The following is a 15077-nucleotide window of genomic DNA, read 5'->3' as shown; positions in this document are numbered from 1 at the left end:
ACAGATAGCCGCAAAAGGTATTAATGGGTCAGCGGGTCACCGGCAGGGCGACCACGGCGCGCAGGCCCGGTGCCGCGTCCTCCAGGTGCACCGTGCCGCCGTGCGCCCGCACGGTCTCCCGCACGATGGCCAGCCCCAGCCCCGCGCCCCCCTCGTCCCGGCTGCGGCCGGAGTCGAGCCGGGTGAACCGGTTGAAGACGCGCTCGCGGTCCTGCTCGGGAATGCCGGGGCCGTCGTCGGTGACCGTCAGCACGCCGTCGGCGGTCAGCGTCACCTCGACCTTGGAGGCGGTGTGGCGGACCGCGTTGTCCATCAGGTTCGTCAGCACCCGGCTCAGGTCGAGGGCGTCGCCGCGGACCACGACGGGGTCGCACACCGTCAGGCGGGCCTCGGCGTACCGGTCGACGGTCTGGCGTACGACCTCGTCGAGGTCGACGGGCTCGCGCCGGGCCGGCACGCCGCCGCGCTCGTCCAGCCTGGCCAGCGCGAGCAGGTCCTCGGCCAGCCGGGACAGCCGCATCGTGTCCTCCAGCACGCCCTCGGCGGTCTCCTGCCAGTCCTGCCCGTCGGGATGCCCGAGCGCCACCTCCAGCTGCAGCCGGATGCTGGCCAGCGGGCTGCGCAGCTCGTGCGCGGCGTCGGAGACCAGCGCCCGCTGGCGCTGCTCGGCCTCCTCCAGCCGGGCCAGCATGCTGTTGAGCGTGGTGGCCAGCGAGTGCACCTCGTCGCGCGACTGCGGCACCGGCAGCCGGCGCGACCTGGCCGTGTGCGTGATCTCCGCCGCGCCCCTGCGCAGCGCCGCGATCGGCCGCAGGGTACGCCCGATCATCAGCCAGCTCGCCACCGCCAGCAGCACGACCAGCGCCGGCGTGCCGACCAGCAGCACCCGGCCGGCCGTGCCGAGGCTGGTCTGGATCTCGCCGATGGGCCGGGCCGCCACCACCGTCACCCCCCGGTCCGCGCTGAGCACGACGACCCGCAGGAACCCCGGGATGGCGTACGGCCGGCCGTCCAGCAGCGTCGCCTGCCCCTGCCGGAGCACCTTCGCCCGGCCCGCGGCGTCCAGCAGCGGCACCAGCCGGTCGGTGCCGTACGTGACGTGCGTGATCCGCCCCTGGGCGTCGATCACCTGCACGATCGTGCCGTCGTGGGTGGTGATCGGGCTGGTGAGCGTGCCGGCGTCGGCCGCCACCCGCACGGCCTGCGCCTGCTGCACGGTGGACTCGTCCACCGTGTCCATCAGGGCCCGGTCCAGCACGCTGAGCAGCACCGACGCCGACAGGGCCAGCGCCAGCGCGAGCACCGCGGCCGCCGCCACCGTCAGCCGGAACCGCAGCCCCTGCCGCCGCCACCAGACCAGCGGCGACTCAGCCACCGTCGCCCGCCAGCCGGTAGCCCGCGCCGCGCACGGTCTGCAGCGAGTTCCTGCCGTAGGGGACGTCGATCTTGCGGCGCAGGTAGCCGACGTAGACCTCGACCACGTTGGGGTCGGTGTCGAAGGTGTCCCACACGTGCTCCAGGATCTCCGACTTCGACACCACCTCGTCCCGCCGCCGCATCAGGTATTCCAGCAGCGCGAACTCCCGCGGCGTCAGCTCGATCGGGCTCTGCCCCCGCTCGACCTTCCGCCTGGCCGGATCCAGCGACAGGTCGCCCGCGACCAGCACCGACGGCCGCCGCCCCGCGTCGCGCCGCATCAGCGCCCGCAACCGGGCCACCAGCACCACGTACGAGAACGGCTTGGTCAGGTAGTCGTCGGCCCCCAGGTCCAGCCCGTCGGCCATGTCGTACTCGCCGTCCTTGGCCGACAACATCAGGATCGGCACCCAGTTCTCCTCGGCGCGCAACTGCTTGCACACGTTGTAGCCCGACAGCCTGGGCAGCATGATGTCGAGCACCACGACGTCGTAGTCGCCCTGCCTGGCCGCGTGCAGCCCCTCCTCGCCGTCGTGGGCGAGGTCCACGGCGAAACCCTCGGCCTGGAGCCCTCGCTGGAGCGCAGCCGCCATGCGCCGCTCGTCCTCGACGACAAGTACTCTCATGTGGCGATTCTCCCGTTCGCGCGCTGAGACGACGCTGAGAAGGCTGAGAGCCGTCTCAGACTGTCTCAGGTCTCCCACAGGATGCATGACGCAGGCTCTGGGCATCGACATACGGTTAAGGAGTGAGATGCGTAGAGGCACGTTCGTGAGGTGGGGAGTCCCGATCGCGGCGGCAGCCGTGATCGGAGCCGCGATCGGCGCCGGTCCCGTGATCGCCGCGGTGAGCGGCGAACCCGTGCTGCCGGAGCGCTCGGCCCAGCAACTGCTGGCCGACGCCGTGGCGGCCACCGGCAAGGACGGCGGGATCCCGCCGATGTCCGGCACCGTTCAGCAGACGGCCTCGCTCGGCCTGCCGGCGCTGCCGCAGACCGGCTCGGCCTCGCCGCTGAGCCTGCTGTCCGGCTCACACGAGGTGAAGGTCTGGTACGGCGCGGCCGACAAGCTGCGCGTGGCCTTCCCGACCCAGCTCAACGAGACCAACCTGATCCTGAACGGCGGCCAGGCCTGGTACTGGGACAGCGCCACCAACACCGCCACCAAGCTGACCATCAAGCCGGAGGCCGGCCCGGGCCATGCCACGCCCGTGCCGCGCCCGACCGAGCTGACGCCGCCGCAGCTGGCCGAGCGGCTGCTGGCCGGCGCCGACGAGCACACCGCGGTCCGGGTGATCAACACGGCGGAGGTGGCGGGCCGCCCGGTCTACCAGCTCGTGCTGTCGCCCAAGGACGAGAGCTCCCTGGTGCAGGAGGTGCGCATCGCCCTCGACGGCGAGACGTACGTCCCGCTCCAGGTGCAGGTGTACGCCAAGGGCTCGGCCGAGCCGGCGTTCCAGCTCGGGTTCACCCAGGTGACGTTCACGCCCCCGGCGGCCGAGAACTTCACCTTCACCCCGCCCGCGGGCGCCAAGGTGGAGGAGCAGACGATCGGCGCGGACCAGGGCTTCGGCGAGCACGCGGAGGAGCGGGCCGAGAAGGCCCACGACGTCGCGGGCGACCTGAAGGTCGTCGGTGAGGGCTGGTCGGCCGTCGCGGTCGTCCCGTTCTCCATGGCGGACCTGGCCGCCAAGCCCGCCGAGACGCCCGAGGGCTCCGGCGAGCGGTTCGGCGGTGGCGGGGGCGACCCGGCCGCGCTGCTGGACAGCGTGCTCAAGTCCGCCACCCCGGTGAGCGGCACGTGGGGCTCCGGCAAGCTGATCAAGACCAAGCTCGTCACGGCCCTGCTGACCGACGACGGCCGCCTGCTGGTCGGCGCGGTCACGCCGGAGGAGATCACCAAGGCGGCGGGCACCAAGTGACCGCCGTCACGTACGAAGCGGGGGCGCCCTTCGGGGCGGCCCCGCCCTCCGGGGACGCCGCGATCGTCACCCAGGGGCTGACCAAGCGCTTCCGCGGCGGCCAGGTCGCGGTGGACGCGCTGGACCTGGCGGTGCCGCGCGGCTCGGTGTTCGGCTTCCTCGGGCCCAACGGCTCGGGCAAGACCACCACGATCCGCATGCTGCTCGGCCTGGTGGCGCCCACGGCGGGCGAATACTCCGTGCTCGGGCTGCCGCAGGCGCAGGCCCTGCCGAAGGTGGGGGCGCTGGTCGAGGGGCCGGCCTTCTACCCGTACCTGTCGGGCGCGGCCAACCTGATGCGCTTCGACGCGGCCGACCCGACGGCGCCGGGCGGCACCGCCCGGCGGCGCGTCGCGGACGCGCTCGACCGCGTGGGGCTGTCGGCCGCCGCGGGCAAGCGCTACCGCAACTACTCGCTCGGCATGCGCCAGCGCCTGGCCATCGCGGCCGCCCTGCTGGGACCGCGCGAGCTGCTCGTCCTGGACGAGCCCACCAACGGGCTCGACCCGCAGGGCACCCGCGAGGTGCGCGCGCTGGTCAAGGAGATCGCCGCCGAAGGCACCACGGTGTTCGTCTCCTCGCACCTGCTGGCCGAGGTCGAGCAGATGTGCACGCACGCCGCGATCATGCGGACCGGCAAGCTCGTCGCGCAGGGCACGATCGCCTCGCTCAACGGCGGCCTGGTCACCCGGATCAGGGTGGAGACGCCGGACACGGGCGCCGCCGCGCGGGTGCTCGCCGGTCTCGGCCTGGCCGACGTGCGGCCGGAGGGCGGGCAGGTCCTGGCGGAGCTGGGCGGCCACGCGCCGGAGCAGGTCAACGCCGCGCTGGTGGGGGAGGGCGTGGCCGTACGCGGGCTGGCCGTGGTGCGGCCGAGCCTCGAGGACGTGTTCGTGGGACTCACAGGGGAGGGCTTCGATGTCGACGGCTGAGAGCCGGGCCACGACGGCCACGCGGCGGATGCCCGGGCTCGTGCCGGTGACCGAGACCATGCGCACCACCGAACGGCACGCGCCCGAGCCACCGCCCCCCGCACCCGCCGCACCCCCGCCCGGGCCGTCGGCCAGGACGACGTGGGCGTTCTGGCGGCTGCTCGGCTCGGAGCTGGGCCTGACCTTCCGCCGCCCGCGCAACCTGGCGATGCTGGCCGTGCTCGCCGGCGTGCCGGTGATCATCGGCGTCTCCCTGCGTGCCTTCGGCTCCTCCGGCGACGACGACATGGGCGGGATCATCCAGGCCGTCGCGGGCAACAGCCTCATGCTGACGTTCGTGTCGTTCTCGTTCCTGGTGCTGCTGCTGATGCCGGTGGCCGTGAGCGTGGTGGCGGGCGACTCGATCGCCGGCGAGGCCGGGGGCGGGACGCTGCGCTACCTGCTGGCCGCGCCGGCCGGGCGGACCCGGCTGCTGGCCGTCAAATATCTCAACGCGGTCGTCTACGCCTACGCGGCCACGGCGGTGGTGGCGCTGTCCGCGCTGGTGACGGGGCTGCTGCTGTTCCCGGTCGGTGACGTGACGCTGCTGTCGGGGACCACGATCTCGATGGCGGACGGGCTGGTGCGGATCGCCATCAGCGTCGGATACGTCGGGGCCGGCATGGCGGCGCTGGCCGCGATCGGGCTGGCGCTGTCCACCTTCACCGAGGTGTCGATCGGGGCCGTCGCCGGCACCATGGTGCTGGTCATCATCTGCCAGGTGCTGCGGGCCGTCCCCGAGCTCGGGGCGATCACGCCTTACCTGCTGCCGACCAGGTTCACGGACTTCGACGCGGTGCTGCGCAGCCCGATCGACACGGGGGCGCTGGGGGAGGGGCTGCTGGCGTTCGGGGCGTACATCCTGCTGTTCGGGTCGATCGCTTGGGCACGCTTCTCGGGCAAGGACATCACGTCCTGACGGCACCCGTCCTGCCTGGGCTCGTCTTGACGGCGCCGGCCCTGCGCCTTGACGGCCCCCTTCCTGCGGGTGGCAGCGGGACGCCCCGGAGCGGGCGGCGGAGGCCGGGGTTCGGGGCCGTGCGCTCCGGGACGCCGTCGGTGGCGTCCCGGAGCATTGGCGTCCGGGTCCCGCTGTCAGGCGGAGGGGCGGCGGCGCAGGCCCAGGGCGCCGATCACGACGCCCATGACGCCCACCGCCAGGCCGGCCCCGCCGAGCAGCCGGGCCGTGCCGTCGGAGGCGGACGCGGCGGCCATCGGCGTGACCGACGGCGCGGCGACCGCCGGGGTCGCACTGGGACTCGCACTGACCGAAGCGCCCTGTGAGCTGCCGTCGTCGGCGGCCGGCACCAGCTTGAGCAGCGGCGCCGGGTGCTCGGGCTCGGTCCCGTCCGTCTTCGGGGCCTCCGACCAGTCCACGACCTCGCCTCCCGAGTAGGTCTGCTTCGTCGGGAACATCAGCGAGTCGACGTCCTTCGGCAGCTGGCCCATGGACACCTCGAACTCCTGGAACTCGCCAGGATTGATCTTCCCGCCCTCCCAGACGACCTTGGTGACGGCCTCCTCCAGATCGCCGTACTCGGTCTTGACCGGGGCGGGCAGCTTGCCCTCGGTCACCTTGACCTCCCACCCGGGCACGGGCTTGACGGACACGAAGGCCAGCGGGTGGTCGGCGGGGAAACTGACTTCGATCTTGGTGGTCGAGGCGTTGTCGCGCTCGTTGGGCACCCGGAAGGCGACCTTGGTGAACCCGCCCTGCTCGGCGGTGCCCGGCTGGATGGTGACGTGGGCCAGCGCGGGCAGGGCGAGGCCGGCGGTGAGGGCGGTGGTGGCGGCGAGCACGGTCGCCGCACGGCGTACGAAGGACATGCGAGAGCTCCACTTGGTGAATCGGGGGGATGAAGAAGGGTGTCAGACGGTCAGGCGGGAAGTGGAGGACCACGCCTGGCCACGCTGTGCCGGAACCCCGGCTGGAGCGGGACGACCCTCGTGTGGACGATCGGGGTGCGGAACCACAGCACGGGCGCGGCGGCCGGTGCGAGGAGGACGAGACGGCGGCCGAGGCGGCGCAGCAGCGACCAGAGCGCGGCCTCGCCACGCGACAGCCACAGACCGGTGATCACCGTGGCCGTCAGGTGCGTGAGCAGCATGCCGGCGTTGACCGCCAGGCCGCCCTGGGCGTGCCCGTGCACCGAGACGTAGGCGGCGCCGTCGCCCGCGAACAGCTCGTGCAGCCCGAGCTGCGCCCCGACCAGCACCAGGTTGATGGTGCCCGCCGAGCGCTCCCTGCCGCAGAACGCCAGCCCCAGCGCGGCCACGCCCGCGAGCCCGAGGGCGGCGACCCCCGGCTCGGGCGCCGAGCCGCCGCCGAGAACGTGGGCGAGCGCGGCGAGCGTCACGCAGACGGCGGCGAAGGCGGCCGTCCGCGCGAGGCGGAAGGGGAGATGCGCGCGCATGGGTGTGCCCCATGCTCTCACGGGGCAGGGAGTCTTGAGACCTCGAGTTCCAAGCTGGGCAATGCCTGGTCCGAAAATGGCTTTTGTCGCTAGGGTCGTGCCGACCGCGTTGACATAGAGGTGAGAACGTTGCGGCACTTAGGTGGTTTGCTCATCGGGCTTGTGGTGACGGTGGCCGTGCTCGGAGGCGGCGGTTGGGCCGTACAACAGGCAGTCGGCAATGCGGCCGCGAATCCGCCGGACAGTCAGAAGATGTGGATCGCGCTCGGCGCGATGGCCGCCGTCGGACTGGTTGTCGGGCTCGTTACGGCCGGCCGGATCTCGCCGCTGGCGACGTTCGTGCCGTCCATGGTGTTGCTGGCGTGGACAGTCGTGTACGCGCTCGACATGAACCGGGCGCTTTCCCTCATACCGACGGAGCCGTCGGTCAACCAGATCATCAGAGACGCCGGATTCGGCGACAGGACCATGCTCACCACGGGCATGTTCGCCCTGCTCGGCGTGGTCCTGTTCATCCCCGTGCTGATGCCGTCGCGCTGGTCCCGCCAGCGCGACGAACTTGACGAGGACTACGAGACCACGCCGGAGGGCAGCTACTACTGACACTCACGTGGGGCGCGGGCGTGGCTACGTGGTGGCGGTGCCGGTGTAGAGGCGGGTCACCACGTCCTCGATCGAGGACTGGTCGGGGGCCGTGGCCATCAGGTCGTCGAGGGTGCCGTCGAACGCCAGGTGCCCGTGGTCGATCAGCATGACCCGGCGGCACAGCCGTTCGATGTCGCCGAGGTCGTGCGTGGTCAGCAGGACGGTGGTGCCGCGCTCGGCGTTCACCCGCCGCAGGAAGTCCCGGATGCTGGCCTTGCTGACCACGTCGAGCCCGATCGTCGGCTCGTCGAGCACCAGCACGTCGGGCGCGTGCAGCAGCGCGGCGGCCAGGTCGCCCCGCATGCGCTGCCCGAGGCTGAGCTGGCGCACCGGCGTGCGCAGGAACCCGGCCAGGTCGAGCGTCCCGGTCAGCTCGTCGAGCCGGGACCTGAAGGTGGCGCGGTCCACCTTGTAGAGGTGCCGGATCAGCTCGAAGCTGTCGACGAGCGGCAGGTCCCACCACAGCGTCGTGCGCTGACCGAACACCACCCCGATGTGCCGCGCCAGCGTGGTGCGCCGGCGCGACGGGTCCAGCCCGGCCACCCGGACCTTCCCGGCGGTGGGGGTCAGGATGCCGCACAACATCTTGATCGTGGTGGACTTGCCGGCCCCGTTGGGCCCGAGGTAGCCGACGAACTCGCCGGCGGAGACGGTGAACGACAGGTCGCGTACGGCGTGGACGACGTTTCTCTTCACCTTGAACGAGCGTCCGGCCCGGTCAAGTTCGATCATGGTCAACTCCCCGTGGATCGGTAGTGCCGGATGCCCTGCCGCCAGGCCAGCGCGGCCAGCAGGGCGAGGACCAGCGCGGCGGCCGGTCCGAGGAACCGCATGAACTCGGGCGTGCCGAAGGGGTCGTCCCGGCCCAGGACGTACAGGCCCGGCTGCCAGTTGACGTAGGCCAGCGGCAGCACGTACGTCACGCCCCTGACCAGGTCGCGGGCGTAGATGCTGAGGGGATACTGGTTGAGCTGGTGGCTGCCGTAGGTGAAGGCGCTGACCACCTCGGGCGCGTCGGTCAGCAGGAACTGCACCGCCCCGGCCATCGTCCACAGCGCGGAGAAGATGACGATCCCGGTGAGGACCATGACGGGGATCATCCAGGCGCGCCGCCAGTCGATCCCGAGCGCGGAGATCGCGTAGCCGAGCACGAGCGCGGCCTGCAGGATGCGCCCGATCCGGGTGGCGTTGAACCGGTCGGCGGCCAGCTGGATCCACGCGCTGACGGGCCGGATCAGGACGGTGTCGAGGGTCCCGGCCTTGATGTGCTGGCTGATGCGGTCGAGGTTGCTGACGAAGGTGTCGCAGACGGTGAAGGACAGGCCGGCGGCGCCGTACAGCAGCAGCACCTCCTCGCGGGAGAACCCGGCGAGGGCGGTGGTGTTGGCGAAGATGACCAGGATCACCGCGACGTCGAGCGCGGCGGTGACGAAGCCGAGCACGGTCATCAGCACGAACGAGGCGGGGTACGCGGCCGCGGCGCGGGTCCAGGTCCACAGCAGCAGGAAGTACGTCCTAACCACCCTGGATCACCACCTTGTGGCGGATCGCCCTGGTGCCGAGCGCGCCGAGGCCGAGCAGCACCACGGCCCAGAACGCCTGGAAGGCCAGCGACTCCAGCACCGGGGCCTTGCCGAGGTAGAGGTCGGTGGGCACCTGGACCATGGCCGCCCAGGGGAGGGCCCTGGCCAGCTCGCCGAACCAGCCGGGGAAGATGTGCAGCGGCAGCATCATCCCGCTGAAGAAGGTCATCAGGACCATCGACAGGATCGCGACGCCGCGGTCGTCGAGCAGCCAGCAGACCGACAGCGCGGTCAGGTAGCGCCAGCCGAAGCTGACGACGACGGCGATCGCGAAGCCGGTCAGGAACGCCAGCCACCGGCCCGGGTCGGTGGGGAGGAGGATGCCGAACATGACGGCGCCGACCAGCATGGGCGGGGCGCCGCGGACCACGAACAGGTAGGCGGCCCGGCCCACGTCCTCGGCCAGCGTCCAGAGCTGCAGCGACGCGGGGCGGACCAGGTCGAGCGCGATGTCGCCGCTGCGGATGCGCTCGGGGATGCTCAGGCCGCCGCCGAAGAGCTGCATCGGCCCGATGAACGCCTGCGTGATGAAACAGAAGGTGACGGCGTCGGTCATGTCGTAGCCGGCCAGCCCGGGGCGGGCCTGCCACAGCGCGATGAGGATGTAGGCGCGCAGGATGCCGAACACGCTGTTGGTGAACGCGCCGGCCAGCGCCGCCCAGACGTAGGTGGCGTGCTTGCGGAATCCGTACCGGACGAGCCGGGCATAGAGCGGTATGGTTTTGCACCTCCGGGGGGTGATGGCACGGTGACGGACCGTGCCTGGACCCGCGCACGGGTCTGCCGTTGGGAAACACGGAATTATCCGTTGCGGGGTCAGCGGTCCGCAACGCGATAAACGGCGCGCGGGCCCGGCCATTGGGGCCCCGGTGTCATGGTGCCGAAATATCCGTGTAAGAGATGAGTTACTTACTGGCCGGTAGGGCGATGTTGAGCGGGGAAGAACAATCTTCGGAGGGTCGAAGATGCGAATCGACAGGGATGTGATCCCCGAGTACCCCTTGAGCTGGCAGGCTCGCGCTCTCACCGGTCTCATGCGCGGGATCGTGAAGCCGGCTTCCATTCTCCTGCTGCGACATCCGCTCGCCCTGGTCGGCGCCGCCCACCTCGGCGATCTCGCGCGGCTGGTCCGGGTGCCCCATCCCGCGCACGTCGCGATCGTCCCGGCGGCCTTCTCCTCGTGCGGCGGCGAGTGGGTGCGCGGCGGCCAGGGGCTCGACGAGCGCAAGGTGGTGCTCTATTTCCACGGCGGCGGCTACTTCTCGTGCTCCCCGCGTACGCACCGGTCCATCACGTGGCGCTTGTCCGTGGTGGCCAGGCGGCCGGTGCTGGCGCTGGACTACCGCCAGGGGCCGGTGCACAAGCTGGCCGACTCGCTGGCCGACGCGATGGACGCGTACGACTGCCTGCTGCGGCGCGGGTACGCGCCCGAGGACATCGTGCTGGCGGGGGACTCCGCAGGCGGCCACCTGACGCTGGCGACCCTGCTGGCGCTGCGCGACGCGGGACGGCCGCTGCCCGCCGCGGCGATCTGCCTTTCCCCGTGGGCCGACCTGACGGACGTCCCGCGCCGGGCGAACCGCTGGCAGGACCCCATGCTGCCAGCCGGCCGGGTGCGCTGGCTGGCGCGCCGCTGGACCTCCGGCCTGGACCCGTGGGACCCGCTGGTCTCGCCGGTGCACGGGGACTTCACGGGGCTGCCCCCGCTCATGATCGTGACCGGCTCGACCGAGGTGCTGAGGGACGAGGGCCGCCGGGTGGCCGAGCGGGCGCGGCTGGCCGGGGTGCCGGTCCGGTACGAGGAATGGTCCCGGATGCCGCACGTCTTCCCGATCCTGGCGGACGTCGTGCCCGAGGCGCGGCTGGCGTTCCAGCACATGGCGCAGTTCGTGAAAGCGGTGAGCGAAAGGCCCGCGTCGATGGGGGACGCGACGGCGGCATGAATTTTTACCTGTCCTGTTTGGGATAATTAACATCCGGTCAGCGGCAAGAACAGTGTAAGGTTAGGTATACCTAACTTGCATCAGGGGGCTAGTCCGATGGCTGAGCAGCGCGCGGATCACCACCGGGGGGTCGTCCAGCGGACCGAACGCATCTCGCGTCACATGGTGCGTGTCGTGGTCGGCGGTGACGGCCTCGCGGACTTCGCCTGCACGGGGCTCACCGACCACTACGTGAAGCTGGTCTTCCCGTACGAGGGCGTCGAATACCCCGAGCCGTTCAGCGTGAAGACCTGTCGCGAGACCATGCCGCGCGAGTTGTGGCCGCGCCTGCGCACCTACACCGTCCGCGCCTGGGACCCCGACTCCCGCGAGCTGACCCTCGACTTCGTGGTCCACGGCGACGAGGGACTGGCCGGCCCCTGGGCCGAGCGCGCCGAGCCGGGCGACGAGCTGCTGATGCTGGGCCCCGGAGGGGGCTACGCACCCGACCCCGAGGCCGGCTGGCACCTCCTGGTGGGCGACGAGAGCGCGCTGCCGGCCATCGCCGCCTCGCTGGAGGCGCTGCCGGACGGGGTGCGGGCGCACGTGTTCGTCGAGGCGGACGCGCCGGAGGACGAGCAGAAGCTCGAAACGGCCGCCGACGCGCGGATCAGGTGGATCTACCGGGGCGACCGGCCCGTGGGCGAGAGGCTCGTGGCGGCGGTGCGGGCGCTGGAGTTCCCGGAGGGCGACGTGCACGCGTTCGTGCACGGGGAGGCCGGGTTCGTGAAGGAGCTCCGCCGCCACCTGCGCGTCGAGCGGGGGGTCGGGATGGACCAGCTGTCCATTTCCGGATATTGGCGGATCGGTGTGGACGACGAGACGTGGCGGGCGGTCAAGCGCGACTGGAACCGCCAGGTCGAGGCCGAGGAGCAGGCCGCGATCGCCTCCTGAGCGTCCGATCGTCCGCGGGCTCACGGGGCGCGACCGCCTGCCGAGCCTCGGGCAGGGCGGCTGGGGGCGCGTACGGGCACGTCCGATCCGGCGCGCGGCTCGGCAGTCGAGCGGCCGACGGGGACGGTGACGACGATCATTCCCCGCCTGGCACCCCAGGCGCAAAAGTCCACTTCAGACCGCCAAGTCACACCATTTACTTACTTGGGAGGAACGACAGCCTTACCTCCAATACCCCTTATGTAAGACATGCGGAAAGCCCCGCCGGATGCCGCCACAGTGTGCTTTGCCATGACACTGATCAGGAGAGGCGAACCCGGATGGCGCGTGGTGCAAGCGACATGCCTCCTGGCGTGCGACCGCTTACGGTGGGGGACCCGGTCATCATCGGGCGATACCTGCTCCTCGGCCGCCTCGGAACGGGCGGGATGGGAGTGGTGTATCTGGCCGAACACCCTCAGGGTGGCCTGGTGGCGCTCAAGACGCCGCATGCGGTGCATCTCAACGATGCCACGTTGCGGGCGCGTTTCGCCGAGGAAGTGGCTTTCTCGCGAAGATTGGTGCCTTTCTGTACGGCGGCGGTCGTGGAGGACGGCACCGACCGGGACCGCCCGTACCTGGTCACCGAGTACATCCCCGGCCCCGCCCTCTCCCAGGTCGTCCTGGCCAGGGGACCGCTCACGCCCGACCTCGCCTATGGGGTGGCGCTCGGCGTCGCGGCGGCGCTGGTGGCGGTGCACGAGGCCGGACTCGTGCACCGGGACCTCAAGCCGGGCAACGTGCTGCTGTCCACCCGGGGGCCACGCGTCATCGACTTCGGCATCGCCCGCGACGTGGACACGCTGTCCGCGCACACGCAGGCCGGGCAGGTCATGGGCAGCCCGGGCTGGGTGGCGCCGGAGCGGCTGACGGGCGGCCCGGCGCTGCCCGCCTCCGACGTCTTCGCCTGGGGGTGCCTGGTGGCCTTCGCCGCGACCGGGCATCACCCGTTCGGTGGCGGGGAGGCCGACGTGCTGACCCGGCGCATCCTGTTCGAGCCGCCGCGCGTCGAGGGCGTGCCGGCCATGCTCAGGCCCGCCGTCGAGGCCGCGCTGGCCAAGGAACCGGCCGACCGGCCGGGGGCCGCCGATCTGCTGCGGGCGCTGCTGGCCGCCGGGGGCGTGGGGGATCCGTGGGATCTGCGCCAGGCGGTGGCGAGCGTGCTGGGAGAGATCTGGACGCCCGTGCCGTACCCGCCGGGGGGCGGGCTGGTGCGCCTGGCGCCGGCTCCCGACCCCGAGATGGAGCGTTCCGGGGCGACCCGGCGCAGGAGCCGGGCGAAGTCGGGGGCACAGCTCTCGCACGCCAGCTTCGCGGCCCTGGCCACGGTCACGATCGCGGCGATCACGGTCATCGCGGCCTCGGGCGGCGACGGGCTGAGCATCGGGGGCGGCTCGCTGCTGCCCGGCCCCCTGCCGACCGTGCAGCCCCACGGCACCGCGGACTCCACGGTCCGGCCCACGGCCACGACGGTCAGGGGCCTGCCGACCGTCCGCCCGGCGACGACGGCCCCGCCGCCGGGCACGCCCACGGTGTTCGTCACCCAGACCCGTACCAAGGGCCCGGTCGCCGTCCTCACCCCCGAGCCCGGCCGCCGGAGCACGTTCCCGCCCCCGCTCCCGCACACCAGCGGCCCCGGCGACCAGGACGGGGACGATCCGGGCCAGTGCGCGAGCCCGGCCGGGCGGCGCCGCGGCAACGCGGCGGCCCGGCGCGACTGCCCGCAGCCGTCGGGCTCGATCACCACGATCCCGCAGGACGGGCCGGGGGAGTCGCCCGGCCCGTCGACGTCGGTCTCGGACACCCCGACACCGACGGCCACCGCGACCCCCTGACGTCACAAGGTGAGGACGATCAGCTCGTGATCCTTCCGGCACGACCCGCCGCACCCCGCGTCGTCCATGAGGGACAGCGCCCCCCGGGCCTCGCCGAGGGCGGCGTGCAGCACGACGGTCACCGCCGTCGGTCCCCCGCAGTGGGACACGGTGGCGTACGAGCCGTCACCGCTGATCCAGCTCGCCGGGGCCAGAGGCAGGCGGCCAGCGTCCTGGTTTGCCCCGTGGGGCGGACACCTGCGTGTGCCGTCCCGGATCGGGGGTAAGGGCGACACGGCCCGTACAAGGAGTGGTGAGATGCGGCAGACGCGGAGCCGGGCACGCGCGGTGCAGTTCCGGCACTACGGCGACATCGACGTCCTCGAGGTGGTCGAGGTCGACGAGCCCGTTCCGGGGCCGGACCAGGTGCTCGTCGCGGTGCGCGCGGCCGGCGTCAACCCCGGCGAGGCGGCCATCCGCTCGGGCCGGCTGGACCACATATGGCCGGCCACCTTCCCGTCCGGGCAGGGCAGCGACCTGGCCGGCACGGTCCGCGCGCTCGGCGAGCGCGCGCACGGGTTCGCGGTGGGCGACGAGGTGCTCGGCTTCACCGACGACCGGGCCAGCCACGCCGACTACGTCGTGGCCGACCAGGACCACCTCGTACGCAAGCCGGCGGGCGTCGGCTGGCCGGAGGCCGGCGCGCTGAAGGTCGCCGGGACCACGGCCTGGGCCTCGGTCGGCGCGGTCGACGTGCACGAGGGCGACATGGTCGTCGTCTCGGCGGCCGCCGGTGGCGTCGGCATCCTGACCTCGCAGCTCGCCCGCCTGCGCGGCGCCCGGGTCATCGGCCTGGCGAGCGAGCCCCACCACGCCTGGCTGGACGAGCACGGCATCGTCCCCGTCGACTACCGGCGGCCCGACCTGGCCGCCGCCGTCCGCGCCGCGCACGGCCACGTGGACGCCTTCCTCGACACCTTCGGCAACGGCTACGTCGACCTCGCCCTCGAACTCGGGGTGCCGCCCGGCCGGGTCAACACGATCGCGGACTTCCCGGCGGCGGAGAAGCACGGCGTGCACGCCGTGGGCGGGAGCACCGCGTCCACCGCCGAGGTGCTCGCCGCCCTGGCTGAGCTGCTCGGCACCGGCCGCCTCGAGCTCCCGATCGCCGCCACCTACCCGCTGGCCCGGGTCCGCGACGCCTACCGCGAGCTGGAACGCCGTCACACCCGGGGCAAGATCGTCCTGATCCCCTGATCCGGACCGCGCCGCGCCGGTCAGTTTGGCGATACGCCCGGTTTGTCGGCACGCGAACGGCTACCGTGATCGCCCGACAGGTGGAGCCGGCGGCGGAGGATGT

15 protein-coding genes are annotated in these 15077 nt (G+C 72.3%); 8 read left to right on the top strand and 7 right to left on the bottom strand.

What is annotated here, in order from left to right:
• Positions 1–28: 28 nt before the first annotated feature.
• Together ACBJ59_RS46350 and ACBJ59_RS46345 are read right to left on the bottom strand one after the other, a co-directional pair.
• Entirely contained in the window at positions 29–1375 is a 1347-nt protein-coding gene (locus tag ACBJ59_RS46350) for a sensor histidine kinase (RefSeq protein WP_375116462.1), read from the bottom strand.
• Positions 1368–2042 (bottom strand): response regulator transcription factor, encoded by a 675-nt coding sequence (locus tag ACBJ59_RS46345; protein WP_364112396.1) that lies wholly within the window; start codon positions 2040–2042, stop codon positions 1368–1370. The genes ACBJ59_RS46350 and ACBJ59_RS46345 overlap by 8 nt, the downstream gene beginning before the upstream one ends.
• A gap of 127 nt (positions 2043–2169) precedes the next feature.
• Between ACBJ59_RS46345 and ACBJ59_RS46340 the strand changes: the two genes are divergently transcribed.
• The 3 genes from ACBJ59_RS46340 to ACBJ59_RS46330 are packed head-to-tail and all read left to right on the top strand — an operon-like array spanning position 2170 to position 5265.
• Positions 2170–3336: an outer membrane lipoprotein carrier protein LolA gene (locus ACBJ59_RS46340; protein WP_375116461.1), complete on the top strand. Its 1167-nt coding sequence runs from the start codon at positions 2170–2172 to the stop codon at positions 3334–3336.
• Entirely contained in the window at positions 3333–4307 is a 975-nt protein-coding gene (locus tag ACBJ59_RS46335; protein ID WP_375116460.1) for an ATP-binding cassette domain-containing protein, read from the top strand. The genes ACBJ59_RS46340 and ACBJ59_RS46335 overlap by 4 nt, the downstream gene beginning before the upstream one ends.
• Positions 4294–5265 carry an ABC transporter permease gene (locus tag ACBJ59_RS46330; RefSeq protein WP_375116459.1) on the top strand — a complete coding sequence of 324 codons (972 nt, stop codon included), beginning with the start codon at positions 4294–4296 and terminating at the stop codon, positions 5263–5265. The genes ACBJ59_RS46335 and ACBJ59_RS46330 overlap by 14 nt, the downstream gene beginning before the upstream one ends.
• A gap of 176 nt (positions 5266–5441) precedes the next feature.
• Here the strand turns inward: ACBJ59_RS46330 and ACBJ59_RS46325 are convergent, their stop codons facing one another.
• The gene (locus ACBJ59_RS46325) at positions 5442–6173 is read right to left on the bottom strand and encodes a YcnI family protein (protein ID WP_375116458.1); all 732 of its coding nucleotides are present in this window, start codon (positions 6171–6173) and stop codon (positions 5442–5444) included.
• 50 nt (positions 6174–6223) lie between these two features.
• Positions 6224–6760, bottom strand: coding sequence for an MFS transporter (locus ACBJ59_RS46320; RefSeq protein WP_375116457.1), 537 nt, complete (start codon positions 6758–6760; stop codon positions 6224–6226).
• Between the two features lie 165 nt (positions 6761–6925).
• Here ACBJ59_RS46320 and ACBJ59_RS46315 point away from each other — a divergent pair, with 165 nt between their 5' ends.
• Positions 6926–7363 carry a hypothetical protein gene (locus ACBJ59_RS46315; protein WP_375116456.1) on the top strand — a complete coding sequence of 146 codons (438 nt, stop codon included), beginning with the start codon at positions 6926–6928 and terminating at the stop codon, positions 7361–7363.
• Between the two features lie 24 nt (positions 7364–7387).
• Here the strand turns inward: ACBJ59_RS46315 and ACBJ59_RS46310 are convergent, their stop codons facing one another.
• The 3 genes from ACBJ59_RS46310 to ACBJ59_RS46300 are packed head-to-tail and all read right to left on the bottom strand — an operon-like array spanning position 7388 to position 9616.
• Positions 7388–8137, bottom strand: coding sequence for an ATP-binding cassette domain-containing protein (locus ACBJ59_RS46310; protein ID WP_375116455.1), 750 nt, complete (start codon positions 8135–8137; stop codon positions 7388–7390).
• Positions 8138–8139: 2 nt separating this feature from the next.
• Complete coding sequence (locus ACBJ59_RS46305) at positions 8140–8928, bottom strand: ABC transporter permease (protein ID WP_375116454.1); 789 nt, start codon at positions 8926–8928, stop codon at positions 8140–8142.
• Positions 8921–9616 carry an ABC transporter permease gene (locus ACBJ59_RS46300; protein ID WP_375116453.1) on the bottom strand — a complete coding sequence of 232 codons (696 nt, stop codon included), beginning with the start codon at positions 9614–9616 and terminating at the stop codon, positions 8921–8923. Before ACBJ59_RS46300 ends, ACBJ59_RS46305 begins: the two co-directional genes overlap by 8 nt.
• A 337-nt stretch (positions 9617–9953) precedes the next feature.
• Between ACBJ59_RS46300 and ACBJ59_RS46295 the strand changes: the two genes are divergently transcribed.
• From ACBJ59_RS46295 to ACBJ59_RS46280, 4 genes are all read left to right on the top strand, one after another.
• A complete protein-coding gene (locus ACBJ59_RS46295) occupies positions 9954–10931 on the top strand; it encodes an alpha/beta hydrolase (RefSeq protein ID WP_375116452.1) in 978 nt (325 codons plus the stop codon).
• A gap of 96 nt (positions 10932–11027) precedes the next feature.
• The gene (locus ACBJ59_RS46290) at positions 11028–11864 is read left to right on the top strand and encodes a siderophore-interacting protein (RefSeq protein ID WP_375116451.1); all 837 of its coding nucleotides are present in this window, start codon (positions 11028–11030) and stop codon (positions 11862–11864) included.
• A gap of 353 nt (positions 11865–12217) precedes the next feature.
• Positions 12218–13738: a serine/threonine-protein kinase gene (locus ACBJ59_RS46285; protein ID WP_375116450.1), complete on the top strand. Its 1521-nt coding sequence runs from the start codon at positions 12218–12220 to the stop codon at positions 13736–13738.
• Between the two features lie 297 nt (positions 13739–14035).
• Positions 14036–14974: an NADP-dependent oxidoreductase gene (locus ACBJ59_RS46280; RefSeq protein ID WP_375116449.1), complete on the top strand. Its 939-nt coding sequence runs from the start codon at positions 14036–14038 to the stop codon at positions 14972–14974.
• Positions 14975–15077 lie beyond the last annotated feature (103 nt).

Origin of the sequence: Nonomuraea sp. MTCD27 (genome assembly GCF_041950495.1) — a bacterium.
In the GTDB taxonomy this organism is placed as follows: domain Bacteria; phylum Actinomycetota; class Actinomycetes; order Streptosporangiales; family Streptosporangiaceae; genus Nonomuraea.
The sequence above is the reverse complement of the archived record's forward strand: the minus strand, read 5'-3'. Positions and strand labels throughout refer to the sequence as shown.

What these genes read in the sequence shown, in the direction of transcription:
- ACBJ59_RS46345 (WP_364112396.1), bottom strand. Translation starts at nt 2,042, where the DNA reads ATGAGAGTACTTGTCGTCGAGGACGAGCGGCGCATGGCGGCTGCGCTC.
- ACBJ59_RS46295 (WP_375116452.1), top strand. Translation starts at nt 9,954, where the DNA reads ATGCGAATCGACAGGGATGTGATCCCCGAGTACCCCTTGAGCTGGCAG.
- ACBJ59_RS46290 (WP_375116451.1), top strand. Translation starts at nt 11,028, where the DNA reads ATGGCTGAGCAGCGCGCGGATCACCACCGGGGGGTCGTCCAGCGGACC.
- ACBJ59_RS46330 (WP_375116459.1), top strand. Translation starts at nt 4,294, where the DNA reads ATGTCGACGGCTGAGAGCCGGGCCACGACGGCCACGCGGCGGATGCCC.
- ACBJ59_RS46320 (WP_375116457.1), bottom strand. Translation starts at nt 6,760, where the DNA reads ATGCGCGCGCATCTCCCCTTCCGCCTCGCGCGGACGGCCGCCTTCGCC.
- ACBJ59_RS46325 (WP_375116458.1), bottom strand. Translation starts at nt 6,173, where the DNA reads ATGTCCTTCGTACGCCGTGCGGCGACCGTGCTCGCCGCCACCACCGCC.
- ACBJ59_RS46310 (WP_375116455.1), bottom strand. Translation starts at nt 8,137, where the DNA reads ATGATCGAACTTGACCGGGCCGGACGCTCGTTCAAGGTGAAGAGAAAC.
- ACBJ59_RS46280 (WP_375116449.1), top strand. Translation starts at nt 14,036, where the DNA reads ATGCGGCAGACGCGGAGCCGGGCACGCGCGGTGCAGTTCCGGCACTAC.
- ACBJ59_RS46340 (WP_375116461.1), top strand. Translation starts at nt 2,170, where the DNA reads ATGCGTAGAGGCACGTTCGTGAGGTGGGGAGTCCCGATCGCGGCGGCA.